This is a genomic window from Mitsuaria sp. RG (assembly GCF_028369275.1).
Lineage (GTDB): Bacteria > Pseudomonadota > Gammaproteobacteria > Pseudomonadales > Pseudomonadaceae > Aquipseudomonas > Aquipseudomonas peradeniyensis.
This window is the reverse complement of record NZ_JAQMYQ010000042.1, coordinates 1-21,657: the sequence shown is the minus strand read 5'-3', so window position 1 is coordinate 21,657 and position 21,657 is coordinate 1. Positions and strand designations below refer to the sequence as shown.

Annotated in this window: 18 protein-coding genes; 13 read left to right on the top strand and 5 right to left on the bottom strand. The window is 65.7% G+C overall.

Going from position 1 to position 21,657, the window contains the following annotated elements; all coding sequences use genetic code 11:
* Positions 1–6 precede the first annotated feature (6 nt).
* On the bottom strand, positions 7–894 hold the full coding sequence (locus POF53_RS20300; protein ID WP_203647874.1) for an acyl-CoA dehydrogenase middle domain-containing protein: 888 nt from the start codon (positions 892–894) through the stop codon (positions 7–9).
* A 133-nt stretch (positions 895–1,027) separates the two neighbouring features.
* On the opposite strand from POF53_RS20300, the gene olsB reads away from it, so the two are divergent.
* Together olsB and POF53_RS20290 are read left to right on the top strand one after the other, a co-directional pair.
* Positions 1,028–1,783, top strand: coding sequence for an L-ornithine N(alpha)-acyltransferase (olsB, locus tag POF53_RS20295; protein ID WP_028689712.1), 756 nt, complete (start codon positions 1,028–1,030; stop codon positions 1,781–1,783).
* Positions 1,783–2,565 carry a lysophospholipid acyltransferase family protein gene (locus tag POF53_RS20290; protein ID WP_254464482.1) on the top strand — a complete coding sequence of 261 codons (783 nt, stop codon included), beginning with the start codon at positions 1,783–1,785 and terminating at the stop codon, positions 2,563–2,565. Before olsB ends, POF53_RS20290 begins: the two co-directional genes overlap by 1 nt.
* A 132-nt stretch (positions 2,566–2,697) precedes the next feature.
* Here POF53_RS20290 and POF53_RS20285 read toward each other — a convergent pair whose 3' ends face one another.
* On the bottom strand, positions 2,698–3,282 hold the full coding sequence (locus POF53_RS20285) for an acyl carrier protein phosphodiesterase (protein ID WP_203647876.1): 585 nt from the start codon (positions 3,280–3,282) through the stop codon (positions 2,698–2,700).
* A 151-nt stretch (positions 3,283–3,433) separates the two neighbouring features.
* Here POF53_RS20285 and POF53_RS20280 point away from each other — a divergent pair, with 151 nt between their 5' ends.
* Together POF53_RS20280 and POF53_RS20275 are read left to right on the top strand one after the other, a co-directional pair.
* Positions 3,434–3,736, top strand: a complete 303-nt coding sequence (locus POF53_RS20280) for an ArsR/SmtB family transcription factor (protein ID WP_203647877.1) — start codon at positions 3,434–3,436, stop codon at positions 3,734–3,736.
* Between the two features lie 24 nt (positions 3,737–3,760).
* Entirely contained in the window at positions 3,761–4,810 is a 1,050-nt protein-coding gene (locus POF53_RS20275; RefSeq protein WP_203647878.1) for an alkene reductase, read from the top strand.
* A 65-nt stretch (positions 4,811–4,875) separates the two neighbouring features.
* On the opposite strand, the gene POF53_RS20270 is transcribed toward POF53_RS20275, so the two are convergent.
* From POF53_RS20270 to POF53_RS20260, 3 genes are all read right to left on the bottom strand, one after another.
* Entirely contained in the window at positions 4,876–5,700 is an 825-nt protein-coding gene (locus tag POF53_RS20270; RefSeq protein WP_234562680.1) for an ATPase, read from the bottom strand.
* A gap of 87 nt (positions 5,701–5,787) precedes the next feature.
* Positions 5,788–6,783 (bottom strand): NAD-dependent epimerase/dehydratase family protein, encoded by a 996-nt coding sequence (locus POF53_RS20265; protein ID WP_203647880.1) that lies wholly within the window; start codon positions 6,781–6,783, stop codon positions 5,788–5,790.
* A 49-nt stretch (positions 6,784–6,832) separates the two neighbouring features.
* Positions 6,833–7,723, bottom strand: coding sequence for a LysR family transcriptional regulator ArgP (locus POF53_RS20260; protein ID WP_186713153.1), 891 nt, complete (start codon positions 7,721–7,723; stop codon positions 6,833–6,835).
* Positions 7,724–7,848: 125 nt separating this feature from the next.
* On the opposite strand from POF53_RS20260, the gene POF53_RS20255 reads away from it, so the two are divergent.
* The 9 genes from POF53_RS20255 (at position 7,849) to POF53_RS20215 (ending at position 21,551) form a co-directional block, all read left to right on the top strand.
* The gene (locus POF53_RS20255) at positions 7,849–8,448 is read left to right on the top strand and encodes a LysE/ArgO family amino acid transporter (RefSeq protein ID WP_186713154.1); all 600 of its coding nucleotides are present in this window, start codon (positions 7,849–7,851) and stop codon (positions 8,446–8,448) included.
* Positions 8,449–8,802: 354 nt separating this feature from the next.
* Positions 8,803–9,399 carry a superoxide dismutase gene (locus POF53_RS20250; protein WP_203647881.1) on the top strand — a complete coding sequence of 199 codons (597 nt, stop codon included), beginning with the start codon at positions 8,803–8,805 and terminating at the stop codon, positions 9,397–9,399.
* A 321-nt stretch (positions 9,400–9,720) separates the two neighbouring features.
* Positions 9,721–11,772, top strand: a complete 2,052-nt coding sequence (locus POF53_RS20245) for a putative bifunctional diguanylate cyclase/phosphodiesterase (protein ID WP_050703880.1) — start codon at positions 9,721–9,723, stop codon at positions 11,770–11,772.
* A 158-nt stretch (positions 11,773–11,930) separates the two neighbouring features.
* Positions 11,931–13,268: an imelysin family protein gene (locus tag POF53_RS20240; RefSeq protein WP_203647882.1), complete on the top strand. Its 1,338-nt coding sequence runs from the start codon at positions 11,931–11,933 to the stop codon at positions 13,266–13,268.
* A gap of 298 nt (positions 13,269–13,566) precedes the next feature.
* Positions 13,567–14,988 carry a di-heme oxidoreductase family protein gene (locus tag POF53_RS20235; RefSeq protein WP_498969155.1) on the top strand — a complete coding sequence of 474 codons (1,422 nt, stop codon included), beginning with the start codon at positions 13,567–13,569 and terminating at the stop codon, positions 14,986–14,988.
* 19 nt (positions 14,989–15,007) lie between these two features.
* Positions 15,008–16,072, top strand: a complete 1,065-nt coding sequence (locus POF53_RS20230; protein ID WP_203647884.1) for an imelysin family protein — start codon at positions 15,008–15,010, stop codon at positions 16,070–16,072.
* Between the two features lie 2 nt (positions 16,073–16,074).
* A complete protein-coding gene (locus tag POF53_RS20225; protein WP_232854654.1) occupies positions 16,075–17,172 on the top strand; it encodes a DUF1513 domain-containing protein in 1,098 nt (365 codons plus the stop codon).
* Positions 17,173–17,347: 175 nt separating this feature from the next.
* Positions 17,348–18,490, top strand: coding sequence for an efflux RND transporter periplasmic adaptor subunit (locus tag POF53_RS20220; protein ID WP_232854655.1), 1,143 nt, complete (start codon positions 17,348–17,350; stop codon positions 18,488–18,490).
* A gap of 13 nt (positions 18,491–18,503) precedes the next feature.
* On the top strand, positions 18,504–21,551 hold the full coding sequence (locus POF53_RS20215) for a multidrug efflux RND transporter permease subunit (protein WP_498969153.1): 3,048 nt from the start codon (positions 18,504–18,506) through the stop codon (positions 21,549–21,551).
* Positions 21,552–21,657: the final 106 nt, after the last annotated feature.

Genomic DNA, 21,657 nt, shown 5'->3' with positions numbered 1-21,657 from the left:
AGGCTTTCATGACAATCCGGCGGCACTCCAGGCCTTGGCCAGGCGCTTGTCACGGGCCGCGCCAGCCAGCGCCAGCAGGCCCTGGTCGCGCAGCCACAATTGCGCCCAGTGCTCGGGCCCTGCGGCCAACGCCTGGTCGATCTCGCTCCGCAAGCCCTGGAACTGGGCAAACAGGCCACCCAGCAGCAAGTGGCAGGCCACGCTGTCCGGGCATTGCCGGCTGCCCTCGGCACAACCGGCCAGCAGCGCGATCAACCGCAGCCGCAGGTCCTGCGGCCAGGCGCATTCCTGGGCGACGCCATGCAGCCAGGCCACCAGCGCGGCGAGCACATAAAGGTCTTCAAGGGAACGGAACGGTTTGACGTAGGCGTCCCAGCCATCGCCGGCAAGCAACTCGCACGCGGCCTCCTTGAGCTGCAGCCGGCCATGGCCGACTTCGGGCATCAACGGCAGGGTCGGCAAGGCCTCGAGGCTGACACCCGGCTCCCCCGGATAGACCACCGCCAGTTGCAACCGCGGCGCCTCGCCCGGCCCTTCATGGCGCGCCGCCACCAACAGCCATTCAGCGTCCAGCCCGGCGGTGACGAAGTCCTTGCTGCCGGTCAGGCGCAAACCATCGAGGCGGGTGTGCATGTCCGCCGGGCGCACGCTGCGCCGCTCGGTGGCGCACAACGCCCCCAGGCTGGCGGGGGCGCTGGGCCAGAGCACGCGCAGCGCCGCCTGGTAACCGAGCAGGAAGGCCAGGCCCGGCGTGGCCATGGCCCGCCCGCCCAGCACCGCCAGCTCGAACGGCGCGACGGCGCCCAGGCGTTCAAGCACCGCCGCATAGGTTTCGCCCAAGGTCGCCGCCAGTGGGTGGCGCAAGGGGTCGTTGAGTCGTTGCAACCAGGCCATCGCAAGCTCCTTGTAGGGGTGTCACGCAAGCATCACCAAAGATTCACAGGGGTGACACCGGGCGTACCTAGGCTGACTTTGCACAACAAAGCCGACCGGCCGCAACCCTTTGGCTGGCTTATGGAGACTCGCAATGACTCGGATCGCTCGCTCTGGCGACAACAGCACTGAACGCCGTCTGCAAGCCGAACGCCTGGTCGGCGCCGCGGCCCTGCAGGAAGCACAGGCCCTGCGTTTCAAGGTGTTCAGCGCCGAATTCAAGGCCAAGCTCAAGGGCGCCGAACACGGCCTGGACATGGACGACTACGACATCCACTGCCGCCACATCGGCGTGCGCGACCTGGCCACCGGCCAACTGGTCGCCACCACCCGCCTGCTCGACCACCAGGCCGCCAGCAGCCTGGGCCGCTTCTACAGCGAAGAAGAATTCAGCCTGCACGGGCTGTTGCAGCTGCAGGGCCCGATCCTCGAACTGGGCCGCACCTGCGTCGACCCGGCCTACCGCAACGGCGGCACCATCGCCGTGCTCTGGAGCGAGCTGGCCGAAGTGCTCAACGAAGGCCGCTACAGCTACCTGATGGGCTGCGCCAGCATCCCCATGCAGGACGGCGGCGTACAAGCCCACGCGATCATGCAGCGCCTGCGCGAACGCTACCTGTGCACCGAACACCTGCGCGCCGAACCGAAGAACCCGTTGCCCAGCCTGCCGTTGCCGAACAACGTCATCGCCGAGATGCCGCCGCTGCTCAAGGCCTATATGCGCCTGGGCGCGAAGATCTGCGGCGAGCCTTGCTGGGACGAGGACTTCCAGGTCGCCGACGTGTTCATCCTGCTCAAGCGCGACGACCTCTGCCCGCGCTACGCCCGTCACTTCAAGGCGGCGGTCTGATGCTGCGCCTGCGGGCCGCTGCCCGCCTATTGCGGCTGTTCCTGGTGCTGACCCTGGGGCTGGCAATGGCCAGCATCATCGCCCTGGGCGAACGCCTGGGCCTGAAGGCCTCGATCGAACACCGCCAGCGCTGGACACGCCTGTTCATGGGCCGCCTGGTTGCCGCCCTGCCCTTCGACGTAAAGGTCAGGGGTGAACTGCCACAACGGCCAATGCTCTGGGTCTGCAATCATGTATCGTGGACCGATATCCCGCTGCTCGGCATGCTCACACCGCTGTCGTTCCTGTCCAAGGCCGAGGTCCGCCACTGGCCGGTGGCCGGCTGGCTGGCCGAAAAAGCCGGTACGTTGTTCATCCGCCGTGGCGGTGGCGATGCCCAACGCCTGCGCCAGCAGATCAGCGAACAGCTGGGCGAGCAACGCCCCCTGCTGATCTTCCCGGAAGGCACCACCACCGACGGTCGCACCCTGCGTACCTTCCATGGACGTCTACTCGCCGGGGCCATCGATCAGGGCACGCCGCTGCAGCCGGTGGCGATCCAGTATCTGCGCGCGGGTCAAGCCGATTCGATCGCGCCGTTCATTGGCGAGGACGACCTGGTGTCCCATCTGATGCGGATCTTTGGCCACGACCGGGGCGAGGTGGTGATCCACCTGTTGCCTCCGATTGGCAGCGAAGGCCAGGAACGCGCGGCGCTGGCGTTCCAGGCGCAGCAGGCGGTGCGCCAGGCATTGTTCGGCATCGTGGAAGTCGAGCCGCGCCGCCTGGCCAAGGCGGCCTGAACAGTTGACGTCAGCTGTGCCGGCCTCTTCGCGGGTAAACCCGCTCCCACAAGGGCAACGCCAGCTTCAACTAGTGCACTGTACCTGTGGGAGCGGTTTACCCGCGAAGAGGCCAGCACAGGCAGGAGAGCATCAACTGCCTGCCACTCTTCGCGCTACCGCAAACGCCTGCAGTTGCGGATAGAACTCACGAAAATCCGCCAACAAAGGCTCATACAGACGCTCCAGCTCCCCCATCACCCCGTCCATCCCCTCGGGCCGTGACAAGCGCCGGGCAATGCCGCCAAACACCTGCTCCAGGGTGGCGAAGTCGCCATAGGCCCCCAGCCAGTCATCCGCCGCCATGAACGGCGCGATCCGTGCCAGCCGGCCCGGCAGCTGCGGTTCAGCCAGCAGCACCTTGTAGAAGTTACCGGTGAACTGTACCAGCGGCTGCTCCGCGTACTCCCCCCAGTGCCTGGCCAGGCAATGATCGAAGAACACATCCAGCACGATCCCGGCGAAGCGCCGCCGCTCGCGCGGGAAACGCGCCAGCGCCGCCAGCACCAGCGGGTGGCTGTCGGTGTAGCTGTCGATGTGCCGGTGCAGCCGGATCGAAGCCTCCAGCGCCGGCGGAAAACGTCCCTCCAGCGTGCCCTTGACGAAGTCGCCATACAGGCTGCCGAGCAGTTGTTGCGGCGCCGGGCCGCCCAGGTGAAGGTGCGCGAGGTAGTTCATGGCGCCAGTCTAGCACCGCCCACCCCCATATCGTCATGAACCGATATAGCCAATGACGCTTGCCTCAGAACCCTTTCATATTTGTATATCGCGATGCAGCGATTTATATTTCGCTCCATCACGATATACCGCTACACACCACGAGCCAACCATGCCCCTCGATCTCGACGAAATCATAAAAGCCCTGGCCCACCCGGTCCGGCGAGACATCCTCAACTGGCTGAAAGATCCGGCCGCGCAGTTTCCCGACCAGCACCACAGCACCGAGCACGGTGTGTGTGCCGGGCAGATCGACCAACGCTGCGGCCTGTCGCAGTCGACCGTCTCCGCCCACCTGTCCACCCTGCAGCGCGCCGGCCTGATCAGCAGCCAGAAGATCGGCCAGTGGCATTTCTTCAAACGCAACGAGGCGACCATCAAGGCGTTCCTCGAGCAAATGAGCCAAGAGCTCTGACCTGATCCACGCGAGGCTTCGCATATGACTACGCTGTTCGACCCGATCACGCTGGGCGACCTGGAACTGCCCAACCGCATCATCATGGCCCCGTTGACCCGCTGCCGCGCCGACGAAGGCCGCGTGCCCAACGCGCTGATGGCCGAGTACTACGTACAGCGCGCCAGCGCCGGCCTGATTCTCAGCGAAGCGACCTCGGTCACGCCGATGGGCGTCGGCTATCCGGATACCCCGGGAATCTGGAACGACCAGCAGGTGCGTGGCTGGCACAACGTGACCAAGGCCATCCACGGCGCCGGTGGGCGGATCTTCTTGCAACTGTGGCATGTCGGGCGCATCTCCCACCCGTCGTACCTGAACGGCGAGCTGCCGGTGGCCCCCAGCGCGATCCAGCCCAAGGGCCATGTCAGCCTGGTGCGCCCATTGAGCGACTATCCGACCCCACGAGCCCTGGAAACCGAAGAGATCGCCGACATCGTCGAGGCCTATCGCAGCGGCGCCGAGAACGCCAAGGCCGCCGGCTTCGACGGCGTGGAGATCCACGGCGCCAATGGCTACCTGCTCGACCAGTTCCTGCAGAGCAGCACCAACCAGCGCACCGACCGCTATGGCGGCTCGCTGGAGAACCGCGCGCGGTTGCTGCTGGAAGTTACCGACGCCGCCATCGAGGTATGGGGCCCGGGCCGCGTGGGCGTGCACCTGGCGCCACGGGCCGATGCCCACGACATGGGCGACGCCGACCGTGCCGAGACCTTCACCTACGTGGCACGGGAGCTGGGCAAGCGTGGCATCGCCTTCATCTGCTCGCGGGAGAAGGAAGGCGACGACAGCATCGGCCCACTGATCAAGGCGGCGTTCGCTGGCCCGTATATCGTCAACGAGCGCTTCGACAAGGCCAGCGCCAACGCTGCCCTGGCCAGCGGCAAGGCCGATGCGGTGGCCTTCGGCATCCCGTTCATCGCCAACCCCGACCTGCCCGCGCGCCTGGCCGCCGACGCGCCGCTCAATGCGCCGCGTCCGGAAACCTTCTACGCCAAGGGGGCCGTGGGCTACATCGACTATCCACGGATGTGAGTGAAGCGAACGTAGGGCAGGTTCGTCGTCGTGGCAGCGGGCTTGCCCAGCGATAGTCCAAGGACTCAGGGCCGGGCGTTGATCTGCTGCTGCAGGTTCTGGATCTGGCTCTGCAGGGTACTGATGTTGCGCGTCACCTGCCCGCGGAAGGCATCGAACTCCTGCACCGAGGCGCCGCCGGCCGATGTGGCCGGGCGGTTGTCCACCTGGCTCTTGAGCACCAGCACATCCTGCTCCAGGCGCTCGATGGCCGCGCTCGGGTTGCCCTGTTTCTTCAGCGCCGCCACTTCATTGCTCAGGCTCTTGAGCTGACCATCCAGCTTGCCGCCATCCACCTGGCCCGATTTGAGCGTCGCAAGCTCAGCGTTGACCGCCTTGAGCTGCGCCTGCAACTGTCCCTGCAACTCGGTCACCACCTTCTGCTGTTCGCGGGTGTCGGCCAGCACCTGCTCCAGGCGCTTGCCCAGGTCGCCGGCCTGGCCGGCGACGCCCTGTTGCTGCTTGCCCTGCTCGGCCAGCGAGGCCTGCAACTGGCGAATCTGCAGCTTCAACGCCTCGCTGCCAGTGCTGTTGCTGGACTCGCTGGCATCGACCTTGCCGCTGATTGCCTGCAACCGCCCGGCCGCTTCCTCGCTGATGCGGGCAAAGCTTTCCTGGGTCGCGACCAGTTGCTGCTCCATCAGGGTGATCTGCTGGAAGCTCCACCAGCCAAGCCCGCCCAGGGCGATGAACGAGGCACCGAGCAAGGCCCACAGCGGGCCATTGCTGCGTGGGCGCGCCGCCTTCTGGCGGCTGCGGGCCACATGGGCGGGCAGCAGTTCATCGTCGTCGGGGGTGCCGGCACGCAAGGTGGGCACATCGTCAAAATCGTCGTGGGCGTCGTTACGCATGGGTGCATTCAACCGCGGTGGTAGCAAAGAGACATGAGTATAAACCGCCTGGGCGGCGCACTGATGACCATCATCCCGCCCACAGGTTCAGCGTTGTCCCGCCTGCGCCTGCCACCAGGCACAGAATTCATCCAGCGCGGACCACACATCGGCCTGGGGTCGGTAGTCCAGGTACTGCCGGGCGCGGCCGATATCGAGGGTGAAATCGCTGCTCATCACCTGCACCGCCGTGCGGCTGAGGGTCGGCTGCGGACGCCCGGGCCAAAGCAGGCAGGCGGCCTCGTTGAGCGCCGCCAGGCCATAGGCCAGGCCGGGGGAGCGGTAGCGGGTGACCTGCGGCAACTGCATGCGGCGCATCACGTAGTTGACCACGTCCCACAGCGGCAAGGGCTGGCCGTTGCTGATGTTGTAGGCCTGGCCAAGTGCCTGCTCCTCGGCGAACAACGCACTGAGCAGCGCTTCGTTGAGGTTGTGCACACTGGTGAAATCGACCTTGTTCAGGCCATTGCCGATGATCGCCACGCGCCCCTTGGCCTGCATGCGCATCAGCCGCGGGAAGATGCTTGCGTCGCCGGCCCCGGTGACGAAACGCGGTCGCAGCGCCAGCACTTCCAGGCCGAACTCCTGGGCGCCGAACACTTTCTGCTCGGCCAGGTGCTTGGTCAGCGCGTAATGGTCATGGAAGCGGCGCGGTACCTGGTCCTCGCGGATATCCAGGCGTGACCGGCCGGTGAAGTAGATCGACGGCGACGACAGGTGCACCAGGCGCCGCACATGCTCCTTGATGCAGCCCTCGACCACGTTCTCGGTCAACACCACGTTGCCCTGGTGGAAGTCCTGGTAGCGGCCCCAGGTGCCCACGGCGCCAGCGCAATGCACCACCGCATCCACACCCTGGCACAGGCGCCGGGCCAATTCGGCGTCGCCCAGGTCGCCCGGGATGAACTGCGCCCCGCGCTTGACCAGGTGCTCCACGCCCTCTGCCCGCCGACCATTGACCCGCACCTCCAGGCCCTGCTCCAGGGCGAAACGCGCAAAGCGCCCGCCAATGAAGCCGCTCGCGCCGGTGACCAGAATTCGCATGTAAGACTCCGCCTTGCCAGATTTCGGATGCAACTGACGCCCGATGTGCCTACAAGGGCACCAGCCACTGCCGCGCCGAATGGCGCAGGTGGTCGGTCAGCTGGGCGAGCAACTGCCCGCCGTTGCGCCAATGATGCCAGTACAGCGGTACATCGATGGGAGTATCGGCGCAGATTTCCACCAGCTCACCACGGGCCAGCTGCTCGGCCACCTGCCGCTCCGGCACCAGCCCCCAGCCCAGGCCGGCCTCGGTCATGCGCAGGAAACCTTCGGACGAGGGGCATAGGTGATGCAGGAAACCTTCCTGCACGCCTAGCGACGCCAGGTAGCGATGCTGGAGAAAATCGTCCGGCCCGAACACGATTGCCGGGGCACGGGCCAACCGCTCGACCGCGAAACCCTGGGGGAAGTAGCGCGCCATGAACGCGGGACTGGCCAGCGCTCGATAGCGCATCGACCCCAGCGGCAGGCTGCGCGCCCCAGCCACGGGACGTTCGCTGCCGCACAGGCAGGCCGCAACCTCGCCGGCACGCATGCGCTTGAGGCCGACCTCCTGGTCCTCGACCACCAGGTCAAGCAAGACCTGCTGCTGCGCGCAGAAGGCCCCCACCGCACCGGCCCACCAGGTCGCCAGGCTGTCGGCGTTGAGGGCGATGCGCAGGCGCTCGGGCATGCCTTCCTCGTCCAGCGCCGGCACCTGGCGCTGCAGGTCGCGCTCGAGCAGGCGCACCTGCTGCACATGGTTGAGCAACTGCCGGCCGACCTCGGTCGGGCTCGGTGGCGTGGCGCGCACCAGCACCGGCTGGCCGACCCGCGCTTCGAGCAGCTTGATGCGTTGCGAGATGGCCGATTGCGACAACCCCAGCACCTGGGCGGCGCGTTCGAAACCGCCTTGTTCGATCACCGCGGCGAGGGCGGCGAGCAGCTTGTAGTCGAACATCGATTTCTCTAATGACTGATCAGCTCTATTTGTTTTTCTTATACAGCTGCAGCCCTGACAATAGCCACATCTTTCTTGTTGATCCGTGCCGATGCTTGCATCGGTGCCCGTGGAGTGTTCCCGCTATGTGGCAAAGCTATCTCAACGGCATGCTGGTGGCCTTCGGCCTGATCATGGCCATCGGCGCGCAGAACGCCTTCGTCCTGGCGCAGAGCCTGCGCCGCGAGCATCACCTGCCGGTGGCGGCGCTGTGCGTGGTCTGCGACGCGCTGCTGGTCGCCGCCGGCGTGTTCGGCCTGGCCACGGTGCTGGCGCACAACCCCACGCTGCTGGCCGTGGCGCGCTGGGGTGGCGCGGTGTTCCTCATCTGGTACGGCGCCAAGGCCCTGCGCAGCGCGTTTTCCAAGCAAAGCCTGCAGCACCAGCAAGGCCAGGGTGTGCGCTCGCGCCGCGCGGTGCTGCTGAGCGCGCTGGCGGTGACCCTGCTCAACCCCCATGTGTACCTGGACACCGTGCTGCTGATCGGCTCCCTCGGCGCACAGCAGACCGTGCCCGGCGCCTACGTGGCCGGCGCCGCCAGTGCCTCGCTGGTGTGGTTCTCGACCCTGGCGATCGGCGCTGCCTGGCTGGCGCCGTGGCTGGCACGCCCGGCGACCTGGCGCATGCTCGACCTGATGGTGGCGGTGATGATGTTCGCGGTGGCGGCGCAGCTCATTTTCAACTGAACCGCGCCCCTGTGTAGGAGCGGCCTTGCCGAGACGTCGGACCGGCCGGAAAGGGCTGCGTAGCGGCCCCAGGATTTCAGCGTGCATGCAAAGATCGCCGGGGCCGCCTTGCGGCCCTTTCGCGGCGCAAGGCCGCTCCTACAGGGATAGCACATCGCCTGGAAGGGGCCGCCTGTCGGGCCCGGCCAACCGCTCTGGAACCTCTATTCCCCACAGATGTTGCGTGGTTAAGCGCCCGGGCCGGTGCTATGATCCTGCCCTTGCGTCGCAAAGGGTACAAACTCGCCGACGCTCATCAGGCCACCCGTGAGGCCTGGCGCAAACCGCAAACAGACCTGAATCAGGAGATCCACCATGGCTTTTGAATTGCCGCCGCTGCCGTACGCCCACGATGCCCTGCAGCCGCACATCTCCAAGGAAACCCTGGAGTTTCACCACGACAAGCACCACAACACCTATGTCGTGAACCTGAACAACCTGGTCCCAGGCACCGAATTCGAAGGCAAGACCCTGGAAGAGATCGTCAAGAGCTCTTCGGGCGGCATCTTCAACAACGCAGCCCAAGTCTGGAACCACACCTTCTACTGGAACTGCCTGTCGCCAAACGGCGGCGGCCAGCCGACCGGCGCCCTGGCCGAGGCCATCAACGCCGCCTTCGGTTCGTTCGACAAGTTCAAGGAAGAGTTCACCAAGACTTCGGTCGGCACCTTCGGCTCCGGCTGGGGCTGGCTGGTGAAGAAGGCCGACGGCTCCCTGGCCCTGGCCAGCACCATCGGCGCCGGCTGCCCGCTGACCAGCGGCGACACCCCGCTGCTGACCTGCGACGTCTGGGAACACGCCTACTACATCGACTACCGCAACCTGCGTCCGAAGTACGTCGAGGCGTTCTGGAACCTGGTCAACTGGACCTTCGTTGCCGAGCAGTTCGAAGGCAAGACCTTCAAGGCCTGATCATTCGCCTTGAATTCAAAAGACCCGGCCTGAGTGCCGGGTTTTTTATTGCCTGGCGGGATGTCGCCGCATTCGGTAACGGCATACCTGACAGAATTGTTTGCAACCCATCTCCGCGCTCTTGCTCAGCCCGCATAGCGCGCTAACATCAACCATCTGGAAAGTTGACGCAGCGCACTCAAGTCGCATGACCGCTCGACCGATACAGAGCCAAGGGCAATTCCGTCGACGGACGGGTTGCCTGCCGGGGTATCGGGTCGATAGTCTCCCGCCATGGTTGATGGCAAAATAATGGCATGCGCATGGATTAAGGAAACCCCATTGAAGCTGGAATTTCGAAACAGCTTATCGGTCAAGCTGCTGAGGGTCGTACTGCTCTCGGCGCTGGCTGTCGGCGTCGTACTCAGCTGTGCGCAGATCGTCTATGACGCCTACAAGACCCGCCAGTCCGTGAACAACGATGCCCAGCGCATCCTCGACATGTTCCGCGACCCATCGACCCAGGCGGTGTACAGCCTCGACCGGGAAATGGGCATGCAGGTGATGGAAGGCCTGTTCCAGGACGAATCGGTGCGCATGGCCTCCATCGGCCACCCGAACGAAACCATGCTGGCGGAAAAATCCCGGCCGCTGCAGGACATGTCCATGCGCTGGCTGACCGACCTGATCCTCGGCCAGGAGCGCACCTACACCACGCAGCTGGTCGGCCGCGGCCCGTACAGCGAGTATTACGGCGACCTGAGCATCACCCTCGACACCTCCTCCTACGGCGAGGACTTCCTGATCAACGCCGTGATCATCTTCATCTCCGGCGTGCTCAGGGCACTGGCCATGGGCCTGGTGCTGTACCTGGTGTACCACTGGCTGCTGACCAAGCCACTGTCGAAGATCATCGACCACCTGACCCAGATAAACCCCGACCGCCCCAGCCAGCACCAGATCCCGCAGCTCAAGGGTCACGAGCGCAACGAGCTGGGCCTCTGGGTCAACACCGCCAACCAGCTGCTGGCCTCCATCGAACGCAACACCCACCTGCGCCACGAGGCCGAGAACAGCCTGCAGCGCATGGCCCAGTACGACTTCCTCACCGGCCTGCCCAACCGCCAGCAGTTGCAACAGCAACTGGACAAGATCCTGGACGACGGTGGCCGCCTGCAACGCCGCGTCGCCGTGCTGTGCGTGGGCCTGGACGACTTCAAGGGCATCAACGAGCAGTTCAGCTACCAGGTCGGCGACCAGCTGCTGCTGGCCCTGGCCGACCGCCTGCGCGCCCACAGCGGCCGCCTTGGCGCCCTGGCCCGGCTGGGGGGCGACCAGTTCGCCCTGGTCCAGGCCAACATCGAGCAGCCCTATGAAGCCGCCGAACTGGCCCAGAGCATCCTCGACGACCTCGAGGCGCCCTTCGACCTCGACCACCAGCAGATCCGCCTGCGCGCCACCATCGGCATTACCCTGTTCCCCGAGGACGGCGACAGCACCGAGAAGCTGCTGCAGAAAGCCGAGCAGACCATGACCCTGGCCAAGGCCCGCTCACGTAACCGCTACCAGTTCTACATCGCCAGTGTCGACAGCGAGATGCGCCGCCGTCGCGAGCTGGAAAAGGACCTGCGCGAAGCCCTGCCGCGCAACCAGCTGTACCTGGTGTACCAGCCGCAGATCAGCTACCGCGACCACCGCGTGGTCGGCGTCGAGGCGCTGCTGCGCTGGCAGCACCCGGAGCTGGGCATGGTCCCGCCCGACCAGTTCATCCCCCTGGCCGAGCAGAACGGCAGCATCATCAGCATCGGCGAATGGGTGCTCGACCAGGCCTGCCGGCAACTGCGCGAATGGCACGACCAGGGCTTCAGCGAACTGCGCATGGCGGTCAACCTGTCCACCGTGCAACTGCACCACAACGAACTGCCGCGGGTGGTCAACAACCTGCTGCAGGCCTACCGCCTGCCACCCCGCAGCCTGGAGCTGGAAGTCACCGAGACCGGCCTGATGGAAGACATCAGCACCGCCGCCCAGCACCTGCTGAGCCTGCGCCGCTCCGGCGCCTTGATCGCCATCGATGACTTCGGCACCGGCTATTCCTCGCTCAGCTACCTGAAATCGCTGCCGCTGGACAAGATCAAGATCGACAAGAGCTTCGTCCAGGACCTGCTCGACGATGACGACGACGCCACCATCGTTCGCGCCATCATCCAGCTGGGCAAGAGCCTGGGCATGCAGGTGATCGCCGAAGGCGTCGAGACCGCCGAGCAGGAGAGCTACATCATCGCCCAGGGCTGCCACGAGGGTCAGGGCTACCACTACAGCAAGCCGTTGTCCGCGCGCGAACTGACCAGTTTCCTCAAACAGGCGCAACGCAACCAGGTTTCCGCCCTGTAAGCCCCGCCGGCCTTGGCGGTGCACCGCGAACGGGCGTTTGCATGAAATGCGCGCCCGCCCCTTTACAGCAAATGCAAATCTTTCGCATGATGTGGCGGTTTCGCGTGCCACGGCGCACGGTCCACCCTTGGTCCAACCACACGACGCAGGAAACCACAATGATTCGAATGCCTCTGGCCTCCGCCAGTCTGCTGGCCATCGCCATCGCCCTCGCCGGTTGCGGCGAAGGCAAGGACGACAAGGCCGCCGCACCGCAAGCCCAGGCACCTGCCGCCGCCAGCACCGCCGCCGCAGCGCCGGGGGCTGTCGATGAAGCGGCCGCCAAGGCCGTGGTCAAGCACTACGCCGACATGGTCCATGCCGTGTACAGCGACTCGCTGAGCACCGCCAAGCAATTGCAGACCGCCGTCGACGCGTTCCTGGCCAAGCCCAACGACCAGACCCTGAAGGCCGCCCGTGATGCCTGGGTCGCCTCGCGCGTGCCGTACCTGCAAAGCGAAGTGTTCCGCTTCGGCAACACCATCATCGACGACTGGGAAGGCCAGGTGAACGCCTGGCCCCTGGACGAAGGCCTGATCGACTACGTCGACAAGAGCTACGAGCACGCCCTGGGCAACCCGGCGGCCAACGCCAACATCATCGCCAACACCGAGATCCAGGTCGGCGAAGACAAGATCGACGTCAAGGACATCACCCCCGAGAAGCTCGCCACCCTCAACGAGCTGGGCGGCTCGGAGGCCAACGTCGCCACCGGCTACCATGCCATCGAGTTCCTGCTCTGGGGCCAGGACCTCAATGGCACAGGCCCAGGCGCGGGCAACCGTCCGGCTTCCGACTACCTGGAAGGCAAGGGTGCCACGGGCGGCCACAACGACCGTCGCCGCGCCTACCTGAAAGCGGTTACCGACCTGCTGGTCAAGGACCTCGAGGAGATGGTCGGCAACTGGGCGCCGAACGTCGCCGACAACTACCGCGCCACCCTCGAGGGCGAGCCGGCCAACGACGGCCTGCGCAAGATGCTGTTCGGCATGGGCAGCCTGTCGCTGGGCGAGCTGGCCGGTGAGCGCATGAAGGTCTCGCTGGAAGCCAACTCGCCGGAAGACGAGCACGACTGCTTCAGCGACAACACCCACTACTCGCACTTCTACGACGCCAAGGGCATCCGCAACGTCTACCTGGGCGAGTACACCCGTGTCGACGGTACCAAGCTGAGCGGCCCGAGCCTGTCGTCGCTGGTGGCCAAGGCCGACCCGGCCACCGACGCCACCCTCAAGGCCGACCTGGAAGCCACCGAGGCCAAGATCCAGGTGATCGTCGATCACGCCCTCAAGGGCGAGCACTACGACCAGCTGATCGCCGCCGACAACGCCGCCGGCAACCAGATCGTGCGTGACGCCATCGCCTCGCTGGTCAAGCAGACCGGCGCGATCGAGCAGGCCGCGGGCAAGCTGGGCATCGACAACCTGAACCCGGATACCGCCGATCACGAGTTCTGATCAGCGTCGTGGTTCAGCAGAGGCGGCCTTCGGGCCGCCTTTTTGTTTTCCAGCAACACCACCGCCCCCTTGTAGGAGCGGCCTTGTGCCGCGAAAGGGCTGCAACGCAGCCCCGGCAGTTTCTGCATCAGCTCCGAAATCCCGGGGCCGCTTCGCGGCCCTTTCGCGGCACAAGGCCGCTCCTACCGATAGGCCAACTGACATCGATTTCATCCAGCAATTGCAAATTGCTCTTATTCAAACATCCCTGGCCTGATAAGCTTGCACGCCGGTTTTTCGCCCATGCCCAGGATCCTCGATGTCCTTGCTCCGCCTAAGCCCCCTGCTGCTGGCCTTCGCCCTCGCCGCCTGTGACGACGCTCCGCGTTTCACCCAGGCCGAGCCCGGCGAAGCCCTCTCCGGCGGCAAGGCCACGGTGCAACGCAGCGACCGCAACGCCTATTCGCTGCCCTCGGCCAACCTCACACCCGAGCGGCGCCTGGATTTCGCCGTGGGCAACAGCTTCTTTCGCAACCCCTGGGTGATTGCACCGTCCACCACCACCGCCCGCGATGGCCTCGGCCCGTTGTTCAACACCAACGCCTGCCAGAACTGCCATGTGCGTGACGGTCGCGGCCATCCGCCGGAGCCGGACGACAGCAACGCGGTGTCGATGCTGGTGCGCCTGTCGATCCCCGACCAGCCCTATTACGCCCGCGAGATCGAGCGTTTGGGCGTGGTCCCCGAACCGGTCTACGGCACCCAGCTGCAGGACATGGCCATCCCCGGCGTGGCCCCGGAAGGCAAGGTACGGGTGGGCTACGACAACCACAGCGTCACCTTCAAGGACGGCCACCAGGTCGAACTGCGCCGCCCGACCCTGCAGATCAGCCAGCTCGGCTACGGCCCGCTGCACCCGGACACCCGCTTCTCGGCCCGGGTCGCCCCGCCGATGATCGGCCTGGGCCTGCTCGAAGCCATCCCCGAAGCCGACCTGCTGGCCAACGAGGACCCGGATGACCTCAACCGCGACGGCATCCGCGGCCGCGCCAACCGGGTCTGGGACGACGCCCAGGGCAAGACCGTGGTCGGCCGCTTCGGCTGGAAGGCCGGGCAGCCCAACGTCAACCAGCAGAACGTGCACGCCTTCGCCGGCGACATGGGCCTGACCACCACCCTGCTGCCAAAGGACGACTGCACCGCGGCGCAGGTCGATTGCCTGGCCGCGCCCAACGGCGACGGCCAGGGCGGCGAGAAGGAAGTCAGCGACAACATCCTGCGCCTGGTCACCTTCTACACCCGTAACCTCGCCGTGCCGGCCCGGCGCAATGTCGATGCACCGCAGGTGCTGGCGGGCAAGAACCTGTTCTACCAGGCCGGCTGCCAGGGCTGCCACACGCCACAATTCACCACTGCCGCCGATGCGGCCGAACCGGAACTGGCCGGCCAGGTGATCCGCCCCTACAGCGACCTGCTGCTGCACGACATGGGCCCGGGCCTTAGCGACGAGCGCACCGAGTTCGCCGCCAACGGCCAGGACTGGCGCACCCCGCCACTGTGGGGCATCGGCCTGAGCGAAACCGTCAGCGGCCACAGCCAGTTCCTCCACGACGGCCGCGCCCGCAACCTGCTCGAAGCCGTGCTCTGGCACGGTGGCGAGGCCCAAGCAGCGCGCGATCACGTACTGACCTTCAATGCCGAGCAGCGCGCCGCGCTGCTGGCGTTCCTGAATTCCCTTTAAACCGCACAAGGAGCCGGGCATGTTCCGACCCAAACTGTTGTTCACCAGCCTCGCCGCACTCGCCCTCGGCGCCTGTTCGCCGCAAGACCCGCAGGCGGTGACCTCCGCGGCCATCGCCAAACAGGTGATCCTGCCGACCTACAGCCGCTGGGTCGAGGCCGACCGGCAGCTGGCCGCCAGCGCCCTGGCCTACTGCGAAGGCAAACAGTCCCTGGAGACCGCCCGCGCCGACTTCCTCAACGCGCAGAAGGCCTGGGCCGAGCTGCAGCCATTGCTGGTCGGCCCGCTGGCCGAGGGCAACCGCCCCTGGCAGGTGCAGTTCTGGCCGGACAAGAAGAACCTGGTCGGTCGCCAGGTCGAGCAACTGGTCAGCGGCGAGCAGCCTGTCACCACCGAGTCGCTGGGCAAGGCCAGCGTCGTGGTGCGTGGCCTGTCGGCCTACGAATACATCCTGTTCGACAGCAAGCCGGACATCGCCAGCGCCGAGCAGAAAGCTCGCTACTGCCCACTGCTGGTGGCCATCGGCGAACACCAGAAGGCCCTCGCCGAGGAAATCCTCAAGGGCTGGAACAGCACCGACGGCATGCTGTCGCAGATGACCAAGTTCCCCAACCAGCGCTACGCCGATTCCCACGAGGCGATCGCCGACCTGCTGCGTGCCCAGGTCACCGCCCTGGATACCCTGAAGAAGAAGCTCGGCGCACCGATGGGCCGGCAGAGCAAGGGCATCGCGCAGCCGCTGCAGGCCGAAGCCTGGCGCAGCCACTCTTCGATCAAGAGCCTGGAAGCCTCGCTCAAAGCCGCCCAGACGGTCTGGGTCGGGGTCGACAACCAGGGCCTGCGCGGCCTGCTGGGCAAGGACCAGACGGCACTGGCGCAAAAGATCGACGACGCCTACGCTGCGGCGATCAAACTGCTGGCCGACAACCAGAAGACCCTGGGCGAGCTGCTTGCCGACGACGCCGGCAAGCAGACCCTCAACCAGATCTACGACGCGCTCAACGTCGTCCACCGCCTGCACGAGGGCGAGCTGGCCAAGGCGTTGAACATCCAGCTGGGCTTCAATGCCAACGACGGTGACTGATCATGCTGCGACGCCAGGCCCTGAAACTCGGTAGCGTGTTGCTCAGTGCCCTGACCCTGGGCGGCTGGAGCCTGTTCCGCGGCAAAGGCAGCGAACCCTTGCTGCTGTCGGCGCGCGACGACGGCGACGGCCAGCACTACGCCGTGGGCTTTCGCCTGGACGGCACCCAGGTGTTCAGCACCCAGGTGGCCCAGCGTTGCCATGCGATCATCAACCACCCGACGCTGCCGATCGCCTTGTTCGTCGCGCGCCGGCCCGGTACCGAGAGCTACCTGGTCGACCTGCGCGACGGCCGGCTGCTGCAGACCCTCGCCTCGCAACCGCAGCGGCACTTCTACGGCCATGCGGTGATCCACAAGGATGGCGAGTGGCTGTACACCACCGAGAACGACACCACCGACCCCGGTCGCGGCGTACTGGGCGTCTACCGTTTCGAAGGCGAGCGCCTGGTGCACAGCGGCGAGCTCTCCACCCACGGCATCGGCCCCCACGAAGTGGCCTGGCTGCCCGATGGCGAGACCCTGGTGGTGGCCAACGGCGGTATCCGCACCGAGGCCGAGAGCCGGGTAGAGATGAACCTCGACGCCATGCAGCCGAGCCTGGTGCTGATGCAGCGCGACGGCACCCTGCTGAGCAAGGAGACCCTGGCCCAGCAGATGAACAGCGTGCGCCACCTGGCGGTGGGCGACGATGGCACCATCGCCGCCTGCCAGCAGTTCATGGGTGGCGCCGAGGAGACCGCCGAGCTGCTGGCGATCAAGCGTCCGGGCGAGCCGTTCAAGGCCTTCCCGGTGCCGGAGCGCCAGCTGCAGTCGATGGCCCAGTACACTGCCAGCGTCGCGATTCACAGCGACCTGCGCCTGGTGGCACTGACCGCGCCACGGGCCAATCGCCTGTTCATCTGGGACCTGGACAGCGGCGCGGTGAAGCTCGACGCGCCGATGCCAGATTGCGCCGGGGTCGGGGCGGTGAAGGATGGCTTCGTCGTCACTTCCGGGCAGGGGCGTTGCCGGTTCTACGATTGCCGCAAGGCAGAGCTGATCGGCCAGCCGATGAACCTGCCTTCAGGCTTCTGGGATAACCACCTGCACCTGGTCTGATTGGCTGTAGAGACTATCGCGGTGCGCCGATGCGACTTGCCCCGCGATTTGGCCGGCACAAGTTTATCCCTCCTCTTTTCGCAAAAACCGACAATACTTTCCCCCACCGCACGTGGGCCGGATCGCCCGTGGTCGTGCCCGACAAATCGATAACCCACATCCAGGGAACCGGACCATGTTGCGCCGCCGCATGCTGATCATGTTGGCCGTCGTCCTGCTGATCGTGTTGATCCTGGGGGGCATCAAGGCCTTTTCCATCTACCAGCAGGTGCAGATGTTCTCGCAGCCCCGGCCGCCGGTGAGCGTGGCCGCGGCCCAGGCCGAGCTGCGCCAGTGGCAGGAGCGCCTGCCGGCGGTCGGCAGCCTCAAGGCCTATCAGGGCGTGGAGCTGAGCCTGGAAGTCGCCGGCACGGTGAAGTCGCTGCACTTCGAGTCCGGGCAACAGGTGAAGGCTGGCCAGTTGTTGCTGCAACTGGACAGCGACCAGGAAACCGCCCTGCTCGGCACCGCCCAGGCCGACCTGGGGCTGGCCAAGGTCGACTTTGGCCGAGGCAGCCAGCTGGTCGGTGATTCGGCCATCTCCCGCGGCGAGTTCGACCGCCTGACCACCCAGTACCGGCGCAACCAGGCGGTGGTCGAACAGCTCAAGGCCTCGCTGGCGAAAAAGAGCATCAGCGCCCCGTTCAGCGGCACCATCGGCATCCGCCAGGTGGATGTCGGCGCCTACCTGGCCAGCGGCACGGTGATCGCCACCCTGCAGGACCTGTCCAGCCTCTATGTCGACTTCAATGTGCCCGAGCAGGCGCTGCCGCACCTTAGCCTCGGCCAGCGGGTGCTGGCACAGGTGGCCGCCTACCCCGACCAGACCTTCCCCGCCAGCCTCAGCGCGATCAACCCCAAGGTCGAGGAAAGCACCCGCAACCTGCTGGTCCGCGCCACCCTGGCCAACCCCGAGGGCAAGCTGCTGCCGGGCATGTTCGCCAGCCTGCAAGTACTGTTGCCCGACCCGCAGCCGCTGGTGGTGGTGCCGGAGAACGCCATCACCTACACCCTCTACGGCAACTCGGTGTACCGGGTCAGCGAGAAAAAGGGCGAGGACGGCCAGCCCCAGCGCGACGCCAACGGCCAGCCGCAATTGATCGCCGAGCAGCTCACCATACAGACCGGCGAGCGTCGCGAGGGCTGGGTCGTGGTGCTCAAGGGGCTGCAGGCCGGCGATCAGGTGGTCACCGCCGGCCAGCTCAAGCTGACGCCCGGCGCGGCGATCCGCATCAGCGCCGACAGCGCCCTCAAGCCCGCCGCGCCCGGCGCGAAGTGAACGGGAGGCGGCCATGGCGTTCACCGACCCGTTCATCCGCCGCCCGGTGTTGGCTTGCGTGGTCAGCCTGCTGATCCTGCTGCTCGGCCTGCAGGCCTGGAGCAAGCTGCAGATCCGCCAGTACCCGCAGATGGAAAACGCCCTGATCACCGTGACCACCGCCTACCCCGGGGCCAATGCCGAGACCATCCAGGGCTACATCACCCAGCCCTTGCAGCAGAGCCTGGCCAGCGCCGACGGCATCGACTACATGACCTCGGTGAGCCGACAGAACTTCTCGATCATTTCGGTCTATGCGCGGATCGGCGCCGACACCGACCGCCTGTTCACCCAGTTGCTGGCCAAGGCCAACGAGGTGCGCAACAAGCTGCCCCAGGACTCCGAGGACCCGGTGCTGAGCAAGGAAGCCGCCGATGCCTCGGCGCTGATGTACATCAGCTTCTACAGCAACGAGATGAGCAACCCGCAGATCACCGACTACCTGTCCAGGGTCATCCAGCCCAAGCTGGCCACCCTGCCAGGCATGGCCGAGGCCGAGATCCTCGGCAACCAGGTGTTCGCCATGCGCATCTGGATCGACCCGGTGAAGCTGGCCGGCTTCGGCCTGTCGGCAGTGGACGTGACCAACGCCGTACGCCGCTACAACTTCCTCTCCGCCGCCGGCGAGGTGAAGGGCGAGTACGTGGTCACCAGCATCAACGCCACCACCGAGCTGAAATCGGCCGAGGCCTTCGCCGCCCTGCCGGTCAAGACCAGCGGCGACAGCCGGGTTCTGCTGGGCGACGTGGCACGGGTGGAAATGGGCGCGGAAAACTACGACACGGTCAGTTCGTTCGACGGCACGCCATCGGTGTACATCGGCATCAAGGCCACGCCGGCGGCCAACCCGCTGGAGGTGATCAAGGAGGTGCGGCGGATCATGCCGCAACTGGAAGAGGAGCTGCCTTCGAGCCTCAAGGTATCCATCGCCTACGACGCCACCCTGTTCATCCAGGCCTCCATCGACGAGGTGATCAAGACCCTCGGCGAAGCGGTGCTGATCGTCATCGTCGTGGTGTTCCTGTTCCTCGGCGCCCTGCGCTCGGTGGTGATCCCGGTGGTGACCATCCCGCTGTCGATGATCGGCGTGCTGTTCTTCATGCAGATGATGGGCTACTCCCTGAACCTGCTGACGCTGCTGGCCATGGTGCTGGCCATCGGCCTGGTGGTGGACGACGCGATCGTGGTGGTGGAAAACATTCACCGTCATATCGAGGAGGGCAAGACGCCCTTCGACGCGGCCCTGGAAGGTGCCCGCGAAATCGCCCTGCCGGTGGTGTCTATGACCATCACCCTGGCCGCGGTGTACGCACCCATCGGCTTTCTCACCGGGCTGACCGGTGCCTTGTTCAAGGAGTTCGCCCTGACCCTGGCCGGGGCGGTGGTCATTTCCGGCATCGTCGCCCTCACCCTGTCGCCGATGATGTGCGCCCTGCTGCTGCGTCACGAGCAGAACCCCAGCGGCCTGGCGCACCGCCTGGACCTGATCTTCGACGCGCTCAAGGTGCGCTACCAGCGCCTGCTGCACGGCACCCTGAACAGCCGCCCGGTGGTGTTGGTGTTCGCCGTGCTGATCCTGTGCCTGATCCCGGTATTACTGATGTTCACCCGCAACGAACTGGCGCCGGAGGAGGACCAGGGGGTGATCTTCATGATGAGCAGCTCGCCGCAGACCGCCAACCTGGACTACCTCAACGCCTACACTGACCAGTTCACGCCGATCTTCAAGCGCTTCCCCGAGTACTACTCATCGTTCCAGATCAACGGTTTCAACGGTGTGCAGAGCGGGATCGGTGGCTTCCTGCTCAAGCCCTGGAACGAGCGCGAGCGCACGCAGATGCAGCTGTTGCCGCTGGTGCAGGCCGAGCTTGAGCAGATCGGCGGGCTGCAGATCTTCGGCTTCAACCTGCCGTCGCTGCCCGGCACTGGCGAGGGTCTGCCGTTCCAGCTGGTGATCAACACCGCCGGTGACTACCCAGCCCTGCTGGAGGTGGCCCAGAAGGTCAAGGAGCGCGCCCAGGCGTCGGGCAAGTTCGCCTTCCTCGACATCGACCTGGCCTTCGACAAGCCCGAGGTGGTGATCGACATCGACCGTGCCAAGGCGGCGCAGATGGGTGTGTCGATGGACACCCTGGGCAGCACCCTGGCGACCTTGCTGGGCGAGGCCGAGATCAACCGCTTCACCCTGGAGGGCCGCAGCTACAAGGTCATCGCCCAGGTCGAGCGCCCGTACCGGGCCAACCCTGACTGGCTGAACAACTACTACGTGAAGAACGAGCAGGGGCAATTGCTGCCGCTCGCGACCCTGATCACCCTCAGCGACCGCGCCCGGCCGCGCCAGCTCAACCAGTTCCAGCAGTTGAACTCGGCGATCATCCAGGGCGTGCCGCTGGTGAGCATGGGCGAGGCACTGGAGACCGTGCGCGCCATCGCCCGCGAGGAGGCGCCCGAGAGGTTCTCGCTGGACTATGCCGGGACGGCGCGGCAGTTCGTCCAGGAAGGCAGCGCGTTGTGGGTGACCTTCGGCCTGGCGCTGGCGATCATCTTTCTGGTGCTGGCGGCGCAGTTCGAGAGTTTTCGGGATCCGCTGGTGATTCTGGTGACGGTGCCGTTGTCGATCTGCGGGGCGTTGTTGCCGTTGTTCCTGGGGGTTTCGAGCATGAACATCTATACCCAGGTGGGTTTGGTGACCCTGATCGGGCTGATCACCAAGCATGGGATTCTCATTGTCGAGTTTGCCAATCAGCTACGGGATGAGCGGGGGCTTGGGGTACGGGAGGCGATTGAGGAAGCTGCCGCGATTCGCTTGCGGCCGGTGCTGATGACCACGGCGGCCATGGTGTTTGGCATGGTGCCCTTGATTTTGGCCTCTGGGGCCGGGGCGGTCAGCCGGTTTGATATCGGGATGGTGATTGCTACCGGGATGTCGGTTGGGACGTTGTTTACGTTGTTTGTTTTGCCTTGTATTTATAGTGTTTTGGCGCATAAGGGAGGGCGGGGTATCGTTGGTGTTCGCGGGTGATTGTTTTGGTTTTTTTATGCGCATTCGTAGAATATGTCGACACTTAGTCACCTTTTCGCCTTTACGGCGACCTACTTTTCTCTAGGGAAAAGTAGGCAAAACCGTT